Genomic DNA, 17,026 nt, shown 5'->3' with positions numbered 1-17,026 from the left:
CGGCACCGACAGGCGGGACAGGCTGTCCACAGGCTGTGGACAGCTCCGGCGAGGAGGGCCTCGGGGACGCCCGGCACACACATCCGCCCAGGCCCCGGCGCGACCACCACGCACGGATCGCCCTAAGCACGCCAGGTCACACGGATCGCCCTACACACGCCAGGCCACCCGGCCGGAACACGCCGCACGACCGCACCGGCCGCCGAACCCGGCACACGCCGGTCCGCTCCGACCGGCACGCGCATCCGCCCCGAACCGACGCCCGTGTCAACCATCTGTTGACACCCTGCGGGACGCAACCTACGGTTGACACATGGCGAGCCATCAGAAGATCGCTTCTTCCGTGCGCCTCGACGACCTCATCGAGGCGATCAAGAAGGTCCATCCCGAACCCCTCGACCAGCTCCAGGACGCGGTGATCGCCGCCGACCACCTCGGTGACGTGGCGGATCACCTGATCGGGCACTTCGTCGACCAGGCCCGCCGCTCGGGCGCGTCCTGGACCGAGATCGGCCGCAGCATGGGCGTGACCCGGCAGGCGGCGCAGAAGCGGTTCGTGCCCAAGGAGTCCGCCGACCTCGACCCGGGCCAGGGCTTCAGCCGCTACACCCAGCGCGCGCAGAACGTGGTGGTGGCCGCGCACAACGAGGCGCTGGCCGCCCGCAACACCGAGAGCCGCCCCGAGCACCTCGTCCTCGGCCTGCTGTCCGAGCCCGACGGCCTGGCCGCGAAGGCGATCACCGCGCAGGGGGTGGCCCTGGACGCCGTGCGCCAGGCCGCGACCGCCGCGCTGCCGCCGGCCGCGGACGACGTCCCCGACCTCGTCCCCTACGCCCCCGACGCCAAGAAGGTCCTGGAACTCACCTTCCGCGAGGCCCTGCGGCTCGGCCACAACTACATCGGCACCGAACACATCCTGCTGGCCCTGCTGGAGCACGAGAACGGCCAGGGCGTCCTCGCCGGCCTCGGCATCACCAAGCCGGCCACCGAGGAGCAACTGGGCAGGATGCTGGCGCTGCTGCTGGAGAACACCCCCGAGCCGGGCGCCTCCCAGGGGTGACTTCGCAGGTCAGGAGCAAGGTCACGGTCGATTGTCAGACCCGCCTGCCACACTCGCGGACATGACGGACCGGTGGGCGCTCGCACCGGCCGAGGACGGAGGCGTGGACGTCGCCCCCCTCGGCCCGGACGGGCTGCCCGCCGGACCGGTGCGGCGGGAGAGCGATCCCGCCGGGGCGGTCGGGAGCCGCCCGGAGGTGACACGCTGGGTGTGGCGGTCGACCGCCGAGGTCTATCCGCGTCTGCTCGCCACGGGGGTGCGAGTCGAGCGGTGCTACGACATCGAGGACGCCGAGACACTCCTGCTGGGCCACGAGGGCCGGTACGGGGAGCCACGCTCGGCCGCCGCCGCCCTGGCCCGCCTCCGCGGCGGCCCCGTCCCGCCCGACCCGCCGCAGCGCGCGGCCGAACCGGGCGCCCAGTCCCCGCTGTTCGAACCCGCCGGCCCCCGCCTGCCCCTGCCGGACCTGCTCGCGGTCTACGCCGAGCAGCAGCGCCGCCTCCGGAACACCGCCCACCCCGACCGGATGCGGCTGCTGACCGCCGCCGAGTCGGCCGGAATGCTGGTGGCCGCCGAGATGAACCGCTCCGGCCTGCCGTGGAGCGCCGGCGTCCACCGCGGACTGCTGCACGAGCTGCTCGGCGAGCGGTACGCGGGCGGCGGCGCCCCACGCCGCCTCGCCGAGCTGGCCGACGAGGTGTCCGCGGCCTTCGGCCGCCGGGTGCGGCCGGACCTGCCCGCCGACGTGGTCAAGGCCTTCGCGCAGGCCGGGATCAAGGTGAAGTCGACCCGCCGCTGGGAGCTCCGGTCCGTCGACCACCCGGCCGTCGCCCCGCTGCTGGAGTACAAGAAGCTGTACCGCATCTGGGTGGCGCACGGCTGGTCCTGGCTCCAGGACTGGGTGCGCGACGGCCGTTTCCGCCCCGAGTTCCTGGCCGGCGGCACGGTCACCGGGCGCTGGGTGACCAACGGCGGGGGCGGTCTGCAGATCCCCAAGGTGATCCGCCGGGCCGTGGTCGCCGACCCCGGCTGGCGGCTGGTGGTGGCCGACGCCGACCAGATGGAGCCGCGCGTACTGGCCGCGATCTCCCGCGACCCCGGTCTGATGGAGGTGGCCGGCCGTGAGAGCGACCTCTACCAGTCCGTCTCCGACCGCGCCTTCTCCGGCGACCGCGAGCAGGCCAAGCTCGCCGTGCTCGGCGCGGTCTACGGCCAGACCTCCGGCGACGGCCTGAAGAACCTCGCCGCGCTCCGCCGCCGTTTCCCGAAGGCCGTCGCCTACGTCGACGAGGCCGCCCGCGCGGGCGAGGAGGGCCGGCTGGTGCGCACCTGGCTGGGCCGCACCTGCCCGCCGGCCACCGGCTCGGGCGAGGACACCGCACAGGAGGCGGGCATCCCGCTCGGCGAGGAGGAACCCGAGGGCCAGTCCGGCTGGGTCCCCGGGTACGCCTCGACCGACTCCCGCGCACGGGGCCGCTTCGCGCGCAACTTCGTCGTCCAGGGCAGCGCCGCCGACTGGGCCCTGCTGCTGCTCGCCGCGCTGCGCCGCACCCTGTGGGACATGGCGGCCGAGCTGGTCTTCTTCCAGCACGACGAGGTGATCGTGCACTGCCCGGCGCAGGAGGCCGACACGGTCGTCCGGGCCATCCGCGACGCCGCCGCCCTGGCCGGCCGCCTGACCTTCGGCGACACCCCGGTGCGGTTCCCGTTCACCACGGCGGTGGTGGAGTGCTACGCGGACGCCAAGTGAGGGGGCGGGGCGGCGCTTCGCCACGGGGGCGGCGTACGGCGGGGTCGCTCAGCCGGTCCCACCCGTCCCGTCGGCGGTGGCGGTGTCGTCGGCCGCGTCGGGCCGGGCGCCCAGCAGGTTCCGCAGCTCCGTCAGGACCGTCTGCTCGTCCGTGCCGTCCAGTGCCGCGTGTGCCGCGCGCCAGGCGTCGTACGCCTCCTCCGTCCGCCCCTGCTCCCGCAGCAGGAGCCCGTGCTGGTGCAGCGCCAGCCCGCCCATGTAGCGGTCGGCCCGGGCATCGGCGCGGTGCAGCAGTTCGGCGCACTCTTCGGCCGCCCGCCCGCCCTGCCCCAGCTGCCGCAGCGCGCGGACCAGGCCGAGCCGGGTCTGGGCCTCGCCGTGCCAGTCGCCGTGGCCGCCCAGGATGCGCAGGCTCTCCTCGAAGTGCCGGGCGGCGCGGTCCGGTTCGCCGAGGCTGAGGTGGGCGTAGCCGATGTTGCAGTGCGCCGAGTGCCGCACGATGACCGCGCCGATCCTCTCCCCGATCGCCAGCGAGCGCCGGTGCTGCTCGATGGCGGCGCGCGGGTCGGTGTGCTCGTAGAGGTTGCCGAGGTGGCTGCGGGTGACGGCCTCGCCGTAGGGGTCGTTCAGCAGCCGCGAGTAGGTGAGGCTCCGGCGCAGCGCCTCCCCCGACTCCGCGAACCGGCCGAGCCCCTCCAGCAACAGCCCCCGGTTGTTCAGACAGCGCCGGATCCGGGAGACCATGCCCAGCCGCCCCCAGATCTCCAGGGCCTCGTCGGTGAGGGCGAGCGCGTCGTTCTGGCGGCCCGTCATGAAGTGCAGGGCCGCCAGGTCGCACAGCGCGTACCCCTCGGCCGCCCGGTCCCCCAGCCGCCGTGCCGCCCCGAGCCCGGCCCGTCCCAGCACCTCCATCTCGGCGACCCGGCCGCTGCGCTGCACGTACGGGGAGAGCAACCGGGTGAGCACCGAGAGGTGGGCGGCCGTGCGCGGATCACGGGTGCCCGCGTTCCGCGCCACCAGCGCGACGACGTTCTCCAGCTCCGTCTCGCCCCAGGCGAACGCCTCCTCGGCCGACTCGAAGGGCGCGAGGGCGGCCACGTCCGCCGCGTGCCCGGCCGGCTGCGCGGCGGTCGGCCGCCGCCGGTCGTCCTGGTCGATACCGGGCTCCGTGATCGCCTCCAGCACCCGCTCGGCGACGGCGGCGTACCAGCGCAGGGCGACGAGGTCGGCGCAGCCGGGACCGTCCGGCCCCGGGGGCACGTCCCGCGTGGCGGCCCGGGCATCCGCGTCCGCCAGTTCGCGGGCGAAGTCGCGGACCAGGTCGTGGGGTGCGTAGCGGCCGTACGCCGTCTCCTCCAGCAGGGCGACGTCGACGAGGCGGTCCAGTGCGGCCTCGGCGCGCCGCTCGTCGGTGCCGGTGAGGCGGGCGATCAGCGGAGCGCCGTACGTCGGCAGGTCGAGCGCGCCGATACGGCGCAGGGCGAGGGCCGCGTCCCGGTCGGCCTCGCGCCCGGCGGCGGCGAGCGCGTCGTGGGCGACGGCCAGGGAGCGGCGGACGCTCAGATCGTCGTACTCCAGGTGGTGCAGCCGGCCGCCGGTGTCGGCGAGCTGACCGGCGAGGACGTCCGGGGTGAGGGCGCGGCGGGCGGCGAGCCGCGCCGCGACCACCCGCAGCGCCAGCGGGAGCCGGCCGGTCAGCTCGACCAGCGGGTGGCCCGCGTCCAGGCCCGCGCGCCCGCTGACCGCACGCAGCAGGGCCGCGCTGTCCTCGCCGGTCAGCGGGGAGAGCGGGAAGCGCTGGGCGCCGTCGAGGGCGGTGAGCGGCGAGCGGCTGGTGACGATCACCGCGCAGCCGGGCCCGGCCGGCAGCAGTGGCCGCACCTGGGCCGCGTTCGCCGCGTCGTCCAGCACCAGCAGGAGGCGGGCCGGGGCGAGCAGCGAGCGGAGCAGCGCGGCGGCGGCGTCGGGATGTTCGGGGATGTTCCGGGGGCCGACACCGAGGTCGCGCAGCAGCGCGACGAGCGCCTGGGCGGCGGTGAGCGGGGTCATGCCGGGGGTTGCGCCGTGCAGATTGACGTAGAGCTGTCCGTCGGTGAAACGCTCCCGCAGCTCATGGGCCATGTGCAGGGCGAGGGCGCTTTTCCCGACCCCGGCCATCCCGCTGATCACCGCGACGGCGGCACCGGAGGCGGACGGTCCGGTCAGCGCCCGGCGCAGCGCGCGCCGTACGTCCGTCCGCCCGGTGAAGTGGGCCGGCCGAGCGGGCAACTGGGCCGGCCGCGGGGTCTGCGGCACGGGCGGGGCGGTGCCGTCCTGCGGGGAGCCGGCGGCCGTGGCGCCGGCGGTGGGCCGCGGGGCCGGGGACGCGGCAGCGGTACCGGGGTGCGCGACGGCGGCGGGCGCGCCCGCGGTTCCGAGGCCGTCGGCACCGAGACCGGCATCGACGGAGCCGGTGCCGTCGTCGGTGCCGGCGCTGCCCGCGGGGGCCAGGCCGGCGGCTTCGGCGACGCGCAGCTCCTCCCCCGCCCGGGTCTCCGGCCGGAAATCGCCGTGCGCCCGCCCGCCGCGGCCGCGCAGCACCTCGACATGCGCCTCGCGGACCGCCGGGCCGGGTTCGATACCGAGTTCCTCCACCAGGCGGGTGCGCAGATCGCGGTGGACGGCGAGGGCCTCGGCCCGGCGCCCCGTGCGGTGCAGGACGAGCATCAGCTGACGGTGGTAGGCCTCGCGCAGCGGATGCTCGGCGACCAGGGCCGACAGCTCGGGCACGAGGGCGGCCAGGCGGTCGCCGCCGAGGGCGAGTTCGGCGTCGTAGCGCCACTCCAGCAGGAGCAGCCGGGCCTGCTCCAGGCGCTGCACGAAGGCGTAGCCGCCGAGGTCGGCGGGGAGCCCGCTGAGCGGGGTGCCCCGCCACAGCGCGAGCGCGTCGGCGCAGGCCCGCAGGACGCCCGGCCAGTCCCGCCGGGCGTGCGCGGCCCGCGCCTCGGCGACCCGGGCGTCGTAGACGTGCACGTCCAGCTCGCCGTGGTCGACCCGCAGCACATAGCCCGGCGGTACGGCCCGGAGCCGCTCGGGGTCGTCCAGGAGCCGGCGCAGCCGGGTGACGTGGTTGTGCAGGGAGGCCTGCGCGGAGACGGGGGGCGCGCCGCCCCACAGCGCGTCCTTCAGCACCTGGACCGAGACGACCCGGCCGGGCTCCAGCAGCAGCGCGGCGAGCAGGGCACGGACCTTGGGACTGCCGATGGACCGGACGTGACTGTCGGAGGCGTCGGCCCCGGGCCCGCCGCCCTCCTCGGCGGTACGGCCGGGAGCCGCGGCACCGGAGGCCCCCGGCGGGCCCCCGCCCGGACCTGCGGAAGAAGGGTCGCCCGGGCCACGGGCAGCGGAGGCGCCCGGGCCGTCGGGAGAGACGTCGCCCGGGGCCCCGGGAGCGGGATCGTACGGATCACCGCACGTCGGTCGGTCGTAGAGGACCGGCGGTCCCAGCAGTCCGAAGCGCAGCTCGCACCGCCGCATCACGCCGCTCCACAGCCTTCCCGCGCGGTCGGGCCGACCGCGCTCCGCGGCGGGCCCGCGCCCACCGATGTCCGGCGGAAACCCGCCCCGTCCACAACGGTTTCCCGCCACCTCCTGCCCACCGAACGGCCCGTGGAACCCGCCCCGCCCGAGGAACCTGTTCCGCTGCCGGACGGGAAGTCCGGCCGACCGCCCGGCGGCCCGCTGACGAACCGTTGGCCACATGTTAGCGATCCGTTGGCGAATCCTGATGTGATCATTCCATCGGATCCGGCTCGACGGCGCGCGCGTAAGTCGCGTAACTCGGGGGAGTGTCGCCGCAGGCTGGATCCGGGGACGACAAGGGCCCCGGCCGGCGGAGGTGAACGACCGGGGCCCCGTCCCGCCCTCGCCATCGGCCGGCCTCCTCTCCCCCGGTGCCCGCCTTCCCCGGCCCCTCGACGGACCCCACGGGCGGGCTGCGGCGCGGCGCGCCGGCTTGAACCCCCGTTTCGGCCTGCGGCTGACCGTGACCTACCGGACCGTGGGCGGTCCCGACGCGCAGGCCGCGGTGTCCGGCCCGCGATCCACCGCACGGCCCGAGAAGCCCCGGCCCACCCGCTCGAGCACGCGGGCACCGACTCCCCCGCCGCGGGCGGCCCGCGTCCCTCTGCGGCCTGGCTTTCCGCGCTCCCTGCTGGGAGGTCGGAGCCACCCGGCGCGCCCGGCCGCGCAGCTTCTCGGCGCAGGCGCGGCACGGGGCCCTCCTGCCGCACCGGCCACCGGTGCCGGATGCCACGACTCCCCCTGACGCCGGACCGAGCCCGCCAGAAGACCGACGGGGCCGGACGAGCGGGGCCGGGCCCGCGTGCGAGCGCCCGGCCCCGCTCGCGTCACGACGTGAGCGACACGTCGCCACCCACCGTGCGCAGCTTGATGGTGTGGGCAGAGCCGGAGTCGGTGGTCACCGCCACCTTGCTCTTGCCGCCCGTCGACTTCGCGTCCACGGCGTAGGAGGCGGTGGAGGGCACGTTGACCGACACGTTGCCGCCGTTGGTGTCCACGTCGACCTTGTCGGGAGCCTGGGTGAAGTTCCCCGTCATCCCACCACCGGAGACCCTGGCCACCAGGCTCTTCCCCGCGAGTTCGTCGGCCCGCAGGGAACCGCCCGTGGTGTGCGCCTCGACGGAGCCGGCCAGGTTCTTCACCACGATGCTCCCCCCGAGTTCCACCAGCCGCACCGACGACAGCGAGCTGGGCACCTTCACGTGGTAGGTCATATCGCAGTCCGAGTCGTCGATGGGGCCGCAGTCGGGGCCCGCGGAGAGCGACAGCTTCCCGTCGGAGACCTGACGGCCGGTCTTCGGCCTGTCCCCCGTATACGTGATCGTCTCGGTGACGCGCACGGTGGTGCCCGAGTCGCCGGTCACCTCGATGTCACCGCCGGAAGCCTCGATGGACAGCGCGGTCACCTTGTCGGAGACGGTGAACGAGCGGGTGTCGGTGTCCTGGTCGCTCACCGCTCCGCCCTCGCAGCCGGTCAGTAGCGCGCCGCTCAGCATGGCGGCCGCCACGGCCGAGAGGCAGGATCGGGTCAGGAATGAGGGGTTCAACTGATCTCCTGTGTTACTTCGCCGCGTGTGCGCGAAGGCGGGGGGCGGAGGGCGTGGTGCTGAGGTGTCCCTGGGTTGCCGCGTAGAGCCGCACCAGCTCATGGCAGCGGTACTGCAGCCGGCCTTCCCGGTCGACGCCGCTGATCTCCAGCAGCGCCGCGTCGACCAGGTTCTCCAGCCTGATCTCCGCCTCGGCCTCCGAGATGCCGCACCGGGTCGCCGCCCAGAGTACGGAGAAGGGGCCGGTGCCGATCCCGCCGAGAGCGGACAGCATGGAACGGGCGCCGTGGTCGAGCAACCGCAGTGAGGGCTGCAGGACTTCGCTCACGCTCAGGTCGCCGAAGCTCAGTTCGGCCAGCCGGTCCCACGGGTCGGCCAGCCGGCGCGCGAGCCAGGCGGCGGGCCATTGGGGTCTCGAAGCCAGCCGGGCCCCGACGATGCGCAGCGCGAGGGGCAGTCCGGCGCAGTAGGCGACCAGGTCGTCGGCGGTGTCCTGGTCGGCGGCGATACGGGACCGGTCCGCCGCCGAGGCCAGCAGGTCCATCGCGTCGTCGTCGTCGAGCGGAGGGAGGGCGATGGTGTACGCCCCTGCCACCCGGGCCAGTTGGGTGTGGCAGGTCACCAGGACCGCGGCCTCGGCGCTGCCCGGCAGCAGCGGGTCCAGCTGAAGCTCGCTGACAGCGTTGTCCAGAACGATCAGCAGACGCTTGCCCGACGTGCGGGTGCGGTAGAGGCGGACCAGTTCCTCCAGGTCGTCCGGGGCCGTCCGGCTCTCGTCGAGAGCGGGCTCGCCCAGTGCCCTCAGCAGCACGACGAGGACATCGCACGCGTCTCTCGGCGCCCCGTCGGTGCCGCGCAGGTCCACGTACAGCTGGCCGTCCGGATAGCGTCCGGCACTGGCGTGCGCGGCATGCACGGCCAGGGCCGTCTTGCCGATGCCCGCCATCCCGGTGAGCAGGAACCGTCGCGGTCGCCAGGCATCCGTGTCCCCGGCCGGCGCGATCATCGAGGTGAGCATGGCCAGTTCGGCACGGCGGCCGGTGAAGTCGTCGATGTCGGGCGGCAGCATCGCCGGTACTTCCGGGTACCGTCCCGAGGTGATCGGGGCGGGCGACTCCAGGCCCAGTTCGCCGCCGAGTACGGCCTGGTAGGTGGAGTCGAGGGCGGCGCCCGGGTCCACGCCGAGCTGCTCGGCGAGCACCTTGCGGCCCTCGTGGTAGGTGTGCAGCGCGTCGGCCTGCCGGCCGCACCGGTAGAGCGCGGTCATCAGCTGGGCGCGCAGCCGTTCGTGGGTGGGCAGCTGGGCGACCAGGGCGGTCAGTTCCCCGGTCACCTGCTCGTGCCTGCCGAGCGCGAGATCCGCGTCGATGCGGTTCTCCAGGGTGCGGATGCGTGCCTCTTCGAGCGGTTGCCGCTCCACGTCCTGCAGGTGCTCGGTGGCATTGGCCAGCGCGGGGCCCTGCCACAGGTCCAGGGCCGCGCGCAGCAGTTCACCGGCCTGCTCGAACTCCTGTCGCCGCAGGCGGTCCCGGCCCTCCTGTGCCAGCTCCTCGAACCGGTGGAGGTCGGTACGGCTGCCGTTCGCGACGAAGCGGTAGCCCGGCTGCTGCCGGACGATCTCCACCTCGTCCCCGAGGTGCTTACGCAGCCGGGATATGTAGGTGTAGATCTGCGCGTTGGCCGTGGCGGGCGGATCCCAGCCCCAGAGCAGCGAGCTGAGCCGCGCGTCCGAGACGACCCGCCCCCGGGCCAGGAGCAGAGCGGCCAGGACCGTATGCACTTTCGAACCGGACAACGCGACCCGGACATCACCGTGCCATGCCTCGACTGGCCCCAGAATCCGCAATTCCATACATCGCCCCGTTCAGTGGTTACCCCGTGTGTGCGACTCCTGAAGGTAGGAGAGCCGCCTTTCGTGCGGCTATCACTTCGATTTCGGCCCTACACGCGTTCCCCGAGGGGAAGGAAACCGGAACGTGAGGCACCCTCACTTTTTCTGTCCCAGCCCCGGATGTCCGGCCCGCGGCACCCGTCACCGCCCGGCACAGCGGCACTTCCTACTACTTCAAGCCAAGTGATACAAGGCCCACCCGGTCCTCCACGCGGAAAGGTACCCGTATCGAACAACCGCAGAACCCCGTGCACCCAAGGCCGCGAGCCCCGTCGCCCCCAAGGCAATTCACTTTTCAATCTCGCCGGATAGTCACCTCTCATCAATCCGTTCGACGCTGGACTACCAGTCGGTAGGTGTCCACAATGAAACTCTCCCGGTAGCCTCGGGAGACGTGCTGGTCAACGGGGGGAAGGACTCTGCACGATGAAACAGGCTGTCTTCAGGCTTCTTGGACCACTGGACGTCCGGATCGACGGGGAGCCGGTCAGGCTCGGGGGGCCACGCCATCGCACCATTCTCGCCATGCTGCTGCTGACTCCAGGTCAGACCGTGTCGGTGGACGCACTCACCGAGGCGGTATGGCCGAGCGGTGCTCCCGCCACGGCGCGTAACCAGATCGCCATCTGCGTGGCCGGCCTGCGGAAACTTTTCAAGGACGCGGCCGGGCAAGGTGATTTGATTACCACCTCGCATCCCGGCTACGTCATCAACCTGCGCGGACACCGAATCGACACCGCGGACTTCGAGGAGCTGGTGAGCCGGGCGCGGGAGGCCATCCGCACGGGGAAGACCTCCGAAGCCTGCTCCCTCTTCGCCGAGGCACTCTCGCTGTGGCGCGGCCGGGCCCTGGACGGAGTCACCGGGCAGCGCATCGAAGAGGAGATCGCCCGGCTGGAGGAAACGCACCTCGACGTGCGCGAGGAACACGCGGGACTGCGGCTCCAGCTGGGCCGCCCGCAGCCACTGATCGCGGAACTCACCACTCTGGTGACGGAACACCCCTTGCGGGAACGGGCCAGAGCCCATCTGATCCTGGCCCACTACCGGGCCGGACGCAGGGCCGAGGCCCTTGAGGTCTTCCGCGAGGGCCGCGACCTGATGGTGCGGCAGCTGGGTATCGAACCGGGGCCCGCGCTGCGGGGACTGCACGATCTCGTACTGCAGGACGCGCCGGAGCTGGGCGGCCCGGCCACCGACCCCGGTGCCATTCCGGCCGGCCGGGTGCCGGCCGAGCTCCCGGCGGCGCCTGTCTCCTTCACCGGCCGGGTCCCGGAACTCGCGGCGCTCGACCGGATGCTGGTCGAGCGGGCCGGCCGGGTCCCGCTGACCGTGGCCGCGATCAGCGGCGTCGCCGGCATCGGGAAGACGGCGCTGGCCATCCACTGGGCGGAGCGGGTCGCCGAGCGCTTTCCGGACGGGCAACTCTTCACCGACCTGCACGGATACGACGAACGCGACGCGCTCATCTCGCCGTTCGCCACACTCGACCGGTTTCTCCGTGCTCTCGGCGTGCCCGCGTCCCGGATACCCGCCGACCTGGTCGGCCGGTCGGCGCTCTTCCGCAGTGTGCTCGACGGCAAGCGGGTACTGATCGTGCTGGACAACGCCCGGTCGTTCACCCAGATCCGTCCGCTGATGCCCGGCAACGGCCGCTGCTGTGTGGTGATCACCGGCCGAGAGCGCATCGAGGACCTGATCAGCCACTACACCGTGCTGCAGGTCGGGCTCGACGCGATGGCTCCCGCGGAGGCACCGGTGTTACTCGCCAAGCTCGCCGGCGAAGAGCGGATCGGCTCCGATCCGGCGGCCGCCCTCCGGCTCAGCGAACTGTGCGACCGGCTTCCGCTCGCCCTGCAGATAGCCGGCGCCCGGCTCGTCTCCAAGCCCCACTGGTCAGTACAGCATCTGACCAGCCGGCTCATGGACCCGGCCCGGCGGATGAACGAACTCAGCCCAGGCCAGGGCGGAGTACGGGCCGGGTTCGGGCTCAGCTACCGGGCCCTGCCGGCCGTCGGCCGACGGCTGTTCAGGCGGCTCGGTCTGCTGAGCACGCCCGACTTCGAGCCGTGGGCCAGCGCCGCCGTACTCGACACGGACCAGCTGGACGCCGAGAACCTCATGGAGAGACTCGTCGACGCCCATCTGGTCCAGGTCGTGCCGGGGTCGGGTCCGCACACCATCCGCTACCGGTTCCAGGAACTGATGAAGATTTTCGCCCGGGAACGCGCGGAGGCCGAGGAGAGCGCAGAGGAACGCCGGGCCGTGCTGGAGCGCTTCCAGCAGCGGCTGGCCGAGGTCCGCGGACGCGGCACGGCAGAGCCGTCACTGACCTGCCACGCGGGGCGGACACCGGGCTGAAGAACGCCGCGCCGGACCGCGGCAGGGGCTGCCCCTCATCCGTTGCGGTCAGTCCGCGGCCACCTCGAGTTCCCGGCCCAGCAGCGCGGCGACCGCCTTGTAGACCTGCTTTCCGTTGTCCGAGTTGGTCATCACCACGCAGCCGTTGCCCGAGCGCAGCTGCATCGAGGTCAGCGCTCGATAGCCCGCGGTCTGCCCGCCATGGCCGAAGTCGGGGTCGGTCGACGAGCCGTCGACCACCGTGCCCAGGCCGTAGAAGCTGCCCGGGAAGGCCTCCGTGAGCATGGCGTCCACCGGCTTCGCGGAGAGCAGCCCCGACAGGCCCAGGTGAGCCTGCCGGATCTCGACGGCGAGCTGCGCCAGGTCGGCGGGTGTGGACCACAGCCCGCTGCCCGCGTGCACCGGCCGCAGCCGGTGGCCGCCGAGCAGTCCACGGGCATGCTGGTCATGGCCTGCGGCCAGGTCCTGGGGGACGGAACCGTCCGTGACCGCCGGCGGCAGGAACGTACTGTCCCGCATGCCCAGCGGGCGGAACACCAGCTCGGCCGCCAGCTCCTGGAACTCCTGGCCGGTCACATCGAGCAGCAGCTGCTCGACCATGGCCCACTGGCTGCCGGCCTTGCGGAAAAGCGCCCCGGGTTCGTGCTCCGCCCAGACGTCGTCCAGTACGGCGGACAGTTCCGGCATGGTCTCGTCCGGCCGCCACCACGCGCTCGAGGTCTGCGAAAGACCCGCCGTGTTGGACAGCAGATGGCGCAAAGTGAGCGGGTTCCCGCCGACGGCCCGGGGTGCCTTGCGGTGAGACAGATAGCCGTCGATGTCCGCGTCCAGGTCGAGCACACCTCGGTCGACGAGCCGCAGCGCCGCGAAGGCGGTCACATGCTTGCTGATCGATCCGGCCTGGAACCGGGTCCGCAGGGTCACCGGGGCGCCGGTCTCGGCGTTCCGTGTCCCATAGGCCTGCACACCGACCAGCTGGCCGTCCCTGAGCAGGGCGACCGCCGCGCCGGGCACCCCGTGGGCCACCATCACCTCGGCCACCTCGGGCGTGCTCAGCGCGGAACGTGACACCATGGTGGCCTTCACCGATTTCGCTCCCTCGTCGCTCTCGTCGCCCTCATCCGGCGTCACGCCATCGAGTGCGACCGCGAGGTCCTCGATGGTCTCGCTGTCCAGCAGCATCCGCAGCGTCAGCTCGAGTCCGGCCCGCCGGGCGGCCGTCATCACATGGACGATGCGCATGGAGTCGGCGCCCAGGTCCGCCAGCCGGTCCCGCACACCCACTTCTGCCACGCCCAGCACCTCGGCGCAGGTGTCGACCAGCAGCTGCTCGGTCCTGTTCCGCGGCGCCACGTACTCCCGGTCCGTGACCAATGCCGTACGGCCGGGTGCGGGCAGCGCCTTCCGGTCGAGCTTGCCTGCCGGGCTCAGCGGCATGGCGGCCAGCATCATGAAGGCCGCGGGCACCATGTACGACGGCAGGGAGGCCGCCAGGTGGTCACGCAACTCGGACTGGTCCAGCTCCGCTTCGCCGTCCGGCCGGTTGGGGACCACGTAGGCGGCAAGCCACTTCTCACCGCCTGCGTCCTCCCGGGCGATCACCACCGCGTCACGCACCCCGGGGTGCGTCAGCAGCAGTTCCTCGATCTCGCCCAGCTCGATCCGGTAGCCGCGGATCTTCACCTGGAAGTCGATCCGGCCCAGGAACTCCAGATCTCCGTCGGAACGGAAACGGCCCAGATCACCGGTGCGGTACATCCGCGAGCCGGGCGGCCCGCCGAACGGCTCGGGGACGAACCGCTCGGCGGTCAGCGCGGGCCGGCCCACATAGCCGCGCGCCGTACCGGCACCGGCGATGTACACCTCACCGGCCACACCCACCGGAACGGGCTGCTGAGCCGCGTCGAGCACGTACGTCCGGTAATTCGGCAGCGGACGCCCGAGCACCACCGCCTCGGGGTCGGATACCACGTCCCAGGCGTGCGACCAGACCGTGGTCTCGGTCGGCCCGTACTGGTTGAACAACTTGTCCAGCCGACTGCGCAGCTCCCGGGCCAGCGGCAGCGAGCACTCCTCGCCACCGGTCACCCCGACCAGCGGGCGGCGGCCGAGCCCGGCGGCCAGCAGCAGCTTCCAGCCGGCCGGGGTGGCCTGTGCATGGGTCACCCCGGCGTCGTCGATCAGCTTCAGCTGAGCGGCGGGGTCGTTGGAATCCTCGTCGTCGGCGAGGACCACTCGGCCGCCGGAGATCAGCGGCAGATACATCTCGGCGGTCGAGATGTCGAAGGACAGCGACGTGGCGGCGAGCCAGACGTGCTCCGGCTTGGATCCGTAGCGCTGCCGCAGCGAGAAGAGCATGTTCAGCAGGGCGTACTGGCCGATCTGCACACCCTTGGGGCGGCCGGTCGAGCCGGAGGTGAAGAGGGTGTACGCGAGCCGGTGCTTACGGCCCTCGTCCTTCAGATCCGCCGGATCACGTACGGCCGATGCGTCCGGGGCGGTAGCGGGAAGCCCGGCGATCTCCGCGCGGGCCCGGTCGAGATGGATGAACTCCCCCTCGTACCTCTCGCCCACCCGCTCGGCCAGCGTGCCCTCGGTCACGATCAGGCGGGCGCCGGACGTCTCCAGCATGTAGTTCAGCCGGTCCGCCGGCAGTCCGGCGTCCAGCGGCAGATGCGAGCCGCCCGCCTTCCAGATGCCGAGCAGGCAGGGCAGGGTGTCCGGGCCGCGGCTCAGCAGCACACCGACCACCGACTCCGGCCCCACGCCGGCCGCCCGCAGATGGTGCGCGATGCGGTTGGCCCGGGTGTCGAGCTCGCGGTAGGTGAGGGTCACCTCCCCCGTCTGCACGGCGATGGCGTCGGGTGTCGAGGCGGCTGTCGCCTCGATCACCTCGTGCACATACCTGCTCATACCCACTCCACCTCGGTGTCGTTCCAGTCCTCAAGGACCTGGGTAAGCTCCGTCGTGGACAGCAGCGCCGCGTTCGCGTCGCCGTCCGGATCGCCGGCCATGGCCTCCAGCACCGCCCGGTACATTCCGGCGAGCCGCTCGGCGTTGGCCCGGTTCAGACCGGTGCTCACGGCCCGGAGAACCAGCCGCCCCGGCACGTTGGCGATCGACAGGGTGAACTCGTTCGAGCTGTCGCCGGCCCCGGCTTCCCAGTCCACCGGCCCGTCGCCCAGTGCCTGGTTGAAGTCCTGGTAGCGGTACATGATGTCGAACAGCCTCTGCCCGCCGGCCAGTCGCTGCACCGCCGGGAGCGGGTAGCGGCGGTGGCTGTAGACCTCGGCCTCGCGGTCGAAGACCTGCTGGATCAGCTCGCGCCAGGTACGGGCGCTGCGGTCGTGCGCGAAGGGCAGGGTGTTGAGGTACATGCCGTACACCCGCTCGACGCCCGGCTGCTCCGGACGTGCGCTGTACAGCACCCCGGTGTGGAAGGCAGGTTCGTTGGTGACCGTGCTGAGCACCTTCAGATGGGTGGCCAGGAGCACGGCCTTGAAGGAGGTGCCCGTGGACTTGGCCAGTGCCCGCAGTTCCGGTTCGATGTCGCGGAAATCGATGGACAGCTTGAAGTCCTCGCGCGGTGCGCCGGGGCCGTCCCCCCAGTCGGGCGGGAGCACGGTCATGGCGTGGTGGTCGACGATCCGCTGCCAGTAGCCGCGGTCGTCATCCGACTCCAGTGCCTCCAGCTCGGCCGCGATGAAGTCGGCGTAGCGGACGGCCGGCCGCTCGTGCCGCTCCGGCTCCTCCCCGTTCGCGTAGGAGCGGTAGAGGCCCAGCACCTCGAGGAGCAGCGACTGCTGGCTCCAGCCTTCCGTGATGGCGTGGCAGTGGGTGAAGCCCAGGTGCCATGCCTCGTCGGACTCGATCAGCGCGGAGATACGGAGCAGCGGCGGCCGGGAGAGATCGAACAGCTCGTTCCGTTCGCGCGCGATGTGCGCCGTACGCGACGCCGCCAGCTGCTCGGCGTCCTGGCCCCGCAGATCGTGCACGGTGACCGGGATCTCGGCGCTCTCGTGGACCAGTTGGAGGGGCAGTTCGTAGTCCTCGAACGCGATGGACGTGCGGAGCATCTCGTGGCGTTCCACGATGGTCTGCCCGGCGCGGCGGAGCGCGTCGGCGTCGAACGGCCGGCCGTCCGCGATCCTGAACGTCGAGGTGTTGTGGTACTTGTTCAGGCCGTCGTCGGCGAGCAACTCGACCAGCATGCCGAGCTGCACACTGGAGAGCGGGTACGCGTCGACCAGCCCGGCGGGGAGAGTCTCCCGCACCGGCGCGGCGATGAGCGAGAACGGCGCGGCGGGGGTGAACCCCGAGCCGGTTTCCGTACCCCCGAGTGCGGCGGCGAGTCCGGCGACGGTGCGGTGCTGGAACACATCGCGGACGCCGGCCTCGAAGCCCTCGGCGCGCAGGGCGCCGACCAGGGCGATGGCCTTGATGGAGTGACCACCGAGGTCGAAGAAGTTGTCCTCGACACCGACCCGCTCCAGCCCCAGCACCCGGCCCCAGACCGCGGCGATCCGCTCCTCGGTCACCGTGCGCGGCGCCACATACGTGTCCACAGCGGACTCGTCCGGGTCCGGCAGGGCACGGCGGTCGATCTTGCCGTTGGCCGTCAGCGGAATCGAGTCCAGCGCGGTGAACACCGAGGGAACCATGTACTCCGGCAACGAAGCACCCAGCCACTCCGCAAGCCCCTCCACAGCACCCACCACATACGCCAGCAACCGCTGATCCCGCGACACCACCACCGCCGCATCACTCACCCGCGGATGAGCCACCAACGCCGCCCGGACCTCACCCAGCTCCACCCGGTACCCACGGATCTTGACCTGATCATCCACACGGCCCAG

Annotated in this window: 8 protein-coding genes; 3 read left to right on the top strand and 5 right to left on the bottom strand. The window is 72.6% G+C overall.

Annotated features, from left to right (window positions below):
• The first annotated feature begins 313 nt into the window (after window positions 1-313).
• Complete coding sequence (locus tag AB0E62_RS29595) at window positions 314-1,060, top strand: Clp protease N-terminal domain-containing protein (RefSeq protein WP_362200421.1); 747 nt, start codon at window positions 314-316, stop codon at window positions 1,058-1,060.
• A 61-nt stretch (window positions 1,061-1,121) separates the two neighbouring features.
• Window positions 1,122-2,810 (top strand): bifunctional 3'-5' exonuclease/DNA polymerase, encoded by a 1,689-nt coding sequence (locus AB0E62_RS29590; protein WP_362200418.1) that lies wholly within the window; start codon window positions 1,122-1,124, stop codon window positions 2,808-2,810.
• Between the two features lie 48 nt (window positions 2,811-2,858).
• On the opposite strand, the gene AB0E62_RS29585 is transcribed toward AB0E62_RS29590, so the two are convergent.
• The 3 genes from AB0E62_RS29585 to AB0E62_RS29575 all read right to left on the bottom strand — a co-directional run bounded on the left by AB0E62_RS29585 (window position 2,859) and on the right by AB0E62_RS29575 (window position 9,698).
• Window positions 2,859-6,326 carry a BTAD domain-containing putative transcriptional regulator gene (locus AB0E62_RS29585; protein ID WP_362200415.1) on the bottom strand — a complete coding sequence of 1,156 codons (3,468 nt, stop codon included), beginning with the start codon at window positions 6,324-6,326 and terminating at the stop codon, window positions 2,859-2,861.
• Between the two features lie 872 nt (window positions 6,327-7,198).
• Window positions 7,199-7,918: a DUF4097 family beta strand repeat-containing protein gene (locus tag AB0E62_RS29580; RefSeq protein ID WP_362200412.1), complete on the bottom strand. Its 720-nt coding sequence runs from the start codon at window positions 7,916-7,918 to the stop codon at window positions 7,199-7,201.
• Window positions 7,919-7,931: 13 nt separating this feature from the next.
• Window positions 7,932-9,698, bottom strand: coding sequence for a BTAD domain-containing putative transcriptional regulator (locus AB0E62_RS29575; protein ID WP_362200409.1), 1,767 nt, complete (start codon window positions 9,696-9,698; stop codon window positions 7,932-7,934).
• Window positions 9,699-10,235: 537 nt separating this feature from the next.
• Here AB0E62_RS29575 and AB0E62_RS29570 point away from each other — a divergent pair.
• Window positions 10,236-12,170 (top strand): BTAD domain-containing putative transcriptional regulator, encoded by a 1,935-nt coding sequence (locus tag AB0E62_RS29570; protein ID WP_362200406.1) that lies wholly within the window; start codon window positions 10,236-10,238, stop codon window positions 12,168-12,170.
• A gap of 48 nt (window positions 12,171-12,218) precedes the next feature.
• Here AB0E62_RS29570 and AB0E62_RS29565 read toward each other — a convergent pair whose 3' ends face one another.
• Both AB0E62_RS29565 and AB0E62_RS29560 read right to left on the bottom strand, forming a co-directional pair.
• Complete coding sequence (locus AB0E62_RS29565; protein ID WP_362200403.1) at window positions 12,219-15,083, bottom strand: amino acid adenylation domain-containing protein; 2,865 nt, start codon at window positions 15,081-15,083, stop codon at window positions 12,219-12,221.
• Window positions 15,080-17,026 (bottom strand): condensation domain-containing protein (locus AB0E62_RS29560; protein WP_362200400.1); only part of this gene is annotated, 1,947 nt, incomplete at its 5' end. The genes AB0E62_RS29565 and AB0E62_RS29560, both read right to left, overlap by 4 nt.

It is taken from the genome of Streptomyces sp. NPDC038707, from assembly GCF_040636485.1.
Classification (GTDB): domain Bacteria; phylum Actinomycetota; class Actinomycetes; order Streptomycetales; family Streptomycetaceae; genus Streptomyces.
Note: the sequence above shows the minus strand (reverse complement) of the source record. Positions and strands in the feature narration are given on the sequence as shown.

What these genes read in the sequence shown, in the direction of transcription:
- AB0E62_RS29595 (WP_362200421.1), top strand. Translation starts at nt 314, where the DNA reads ATGGCGAGCCATCAGAAGATCGCTTCTTCCGTGCGCCTCGACGACCTC.
- AB0E62_RS29590 (WP_362200418.1), top strand. Translation starts at nt 1,122, where the DNA reads ATGACGGACCGGTGGGCGCTCGCACCGGCCGAGGACGGAGGCGTGGAC.
- AB0E62_RS29585 (WP_362200415.1), bottom strand. Translation starts at nt 6,326, where the DNA reads ATGCGGCGGTGCGAGCTGCGCTTCGGACTGCTGGGACCGCCGGTCCTC.
- AB0E62_RS29570 (WP_362200406.1), top strand. Translation starts at nt 10,236, where the DNA reads ATGAAACAGGCTGTCTTCAGGCTTCTTGGACCACTGGACGTCCGGATC.
- AB0E62_RS29565 (WP_362200403.1), bottom strand. Translation starts at nt 15,083, where the DNA reads ATGAGCAGGTATGTGCACGAGGTGATCGAGGCGACAGCCGCCTCGACA.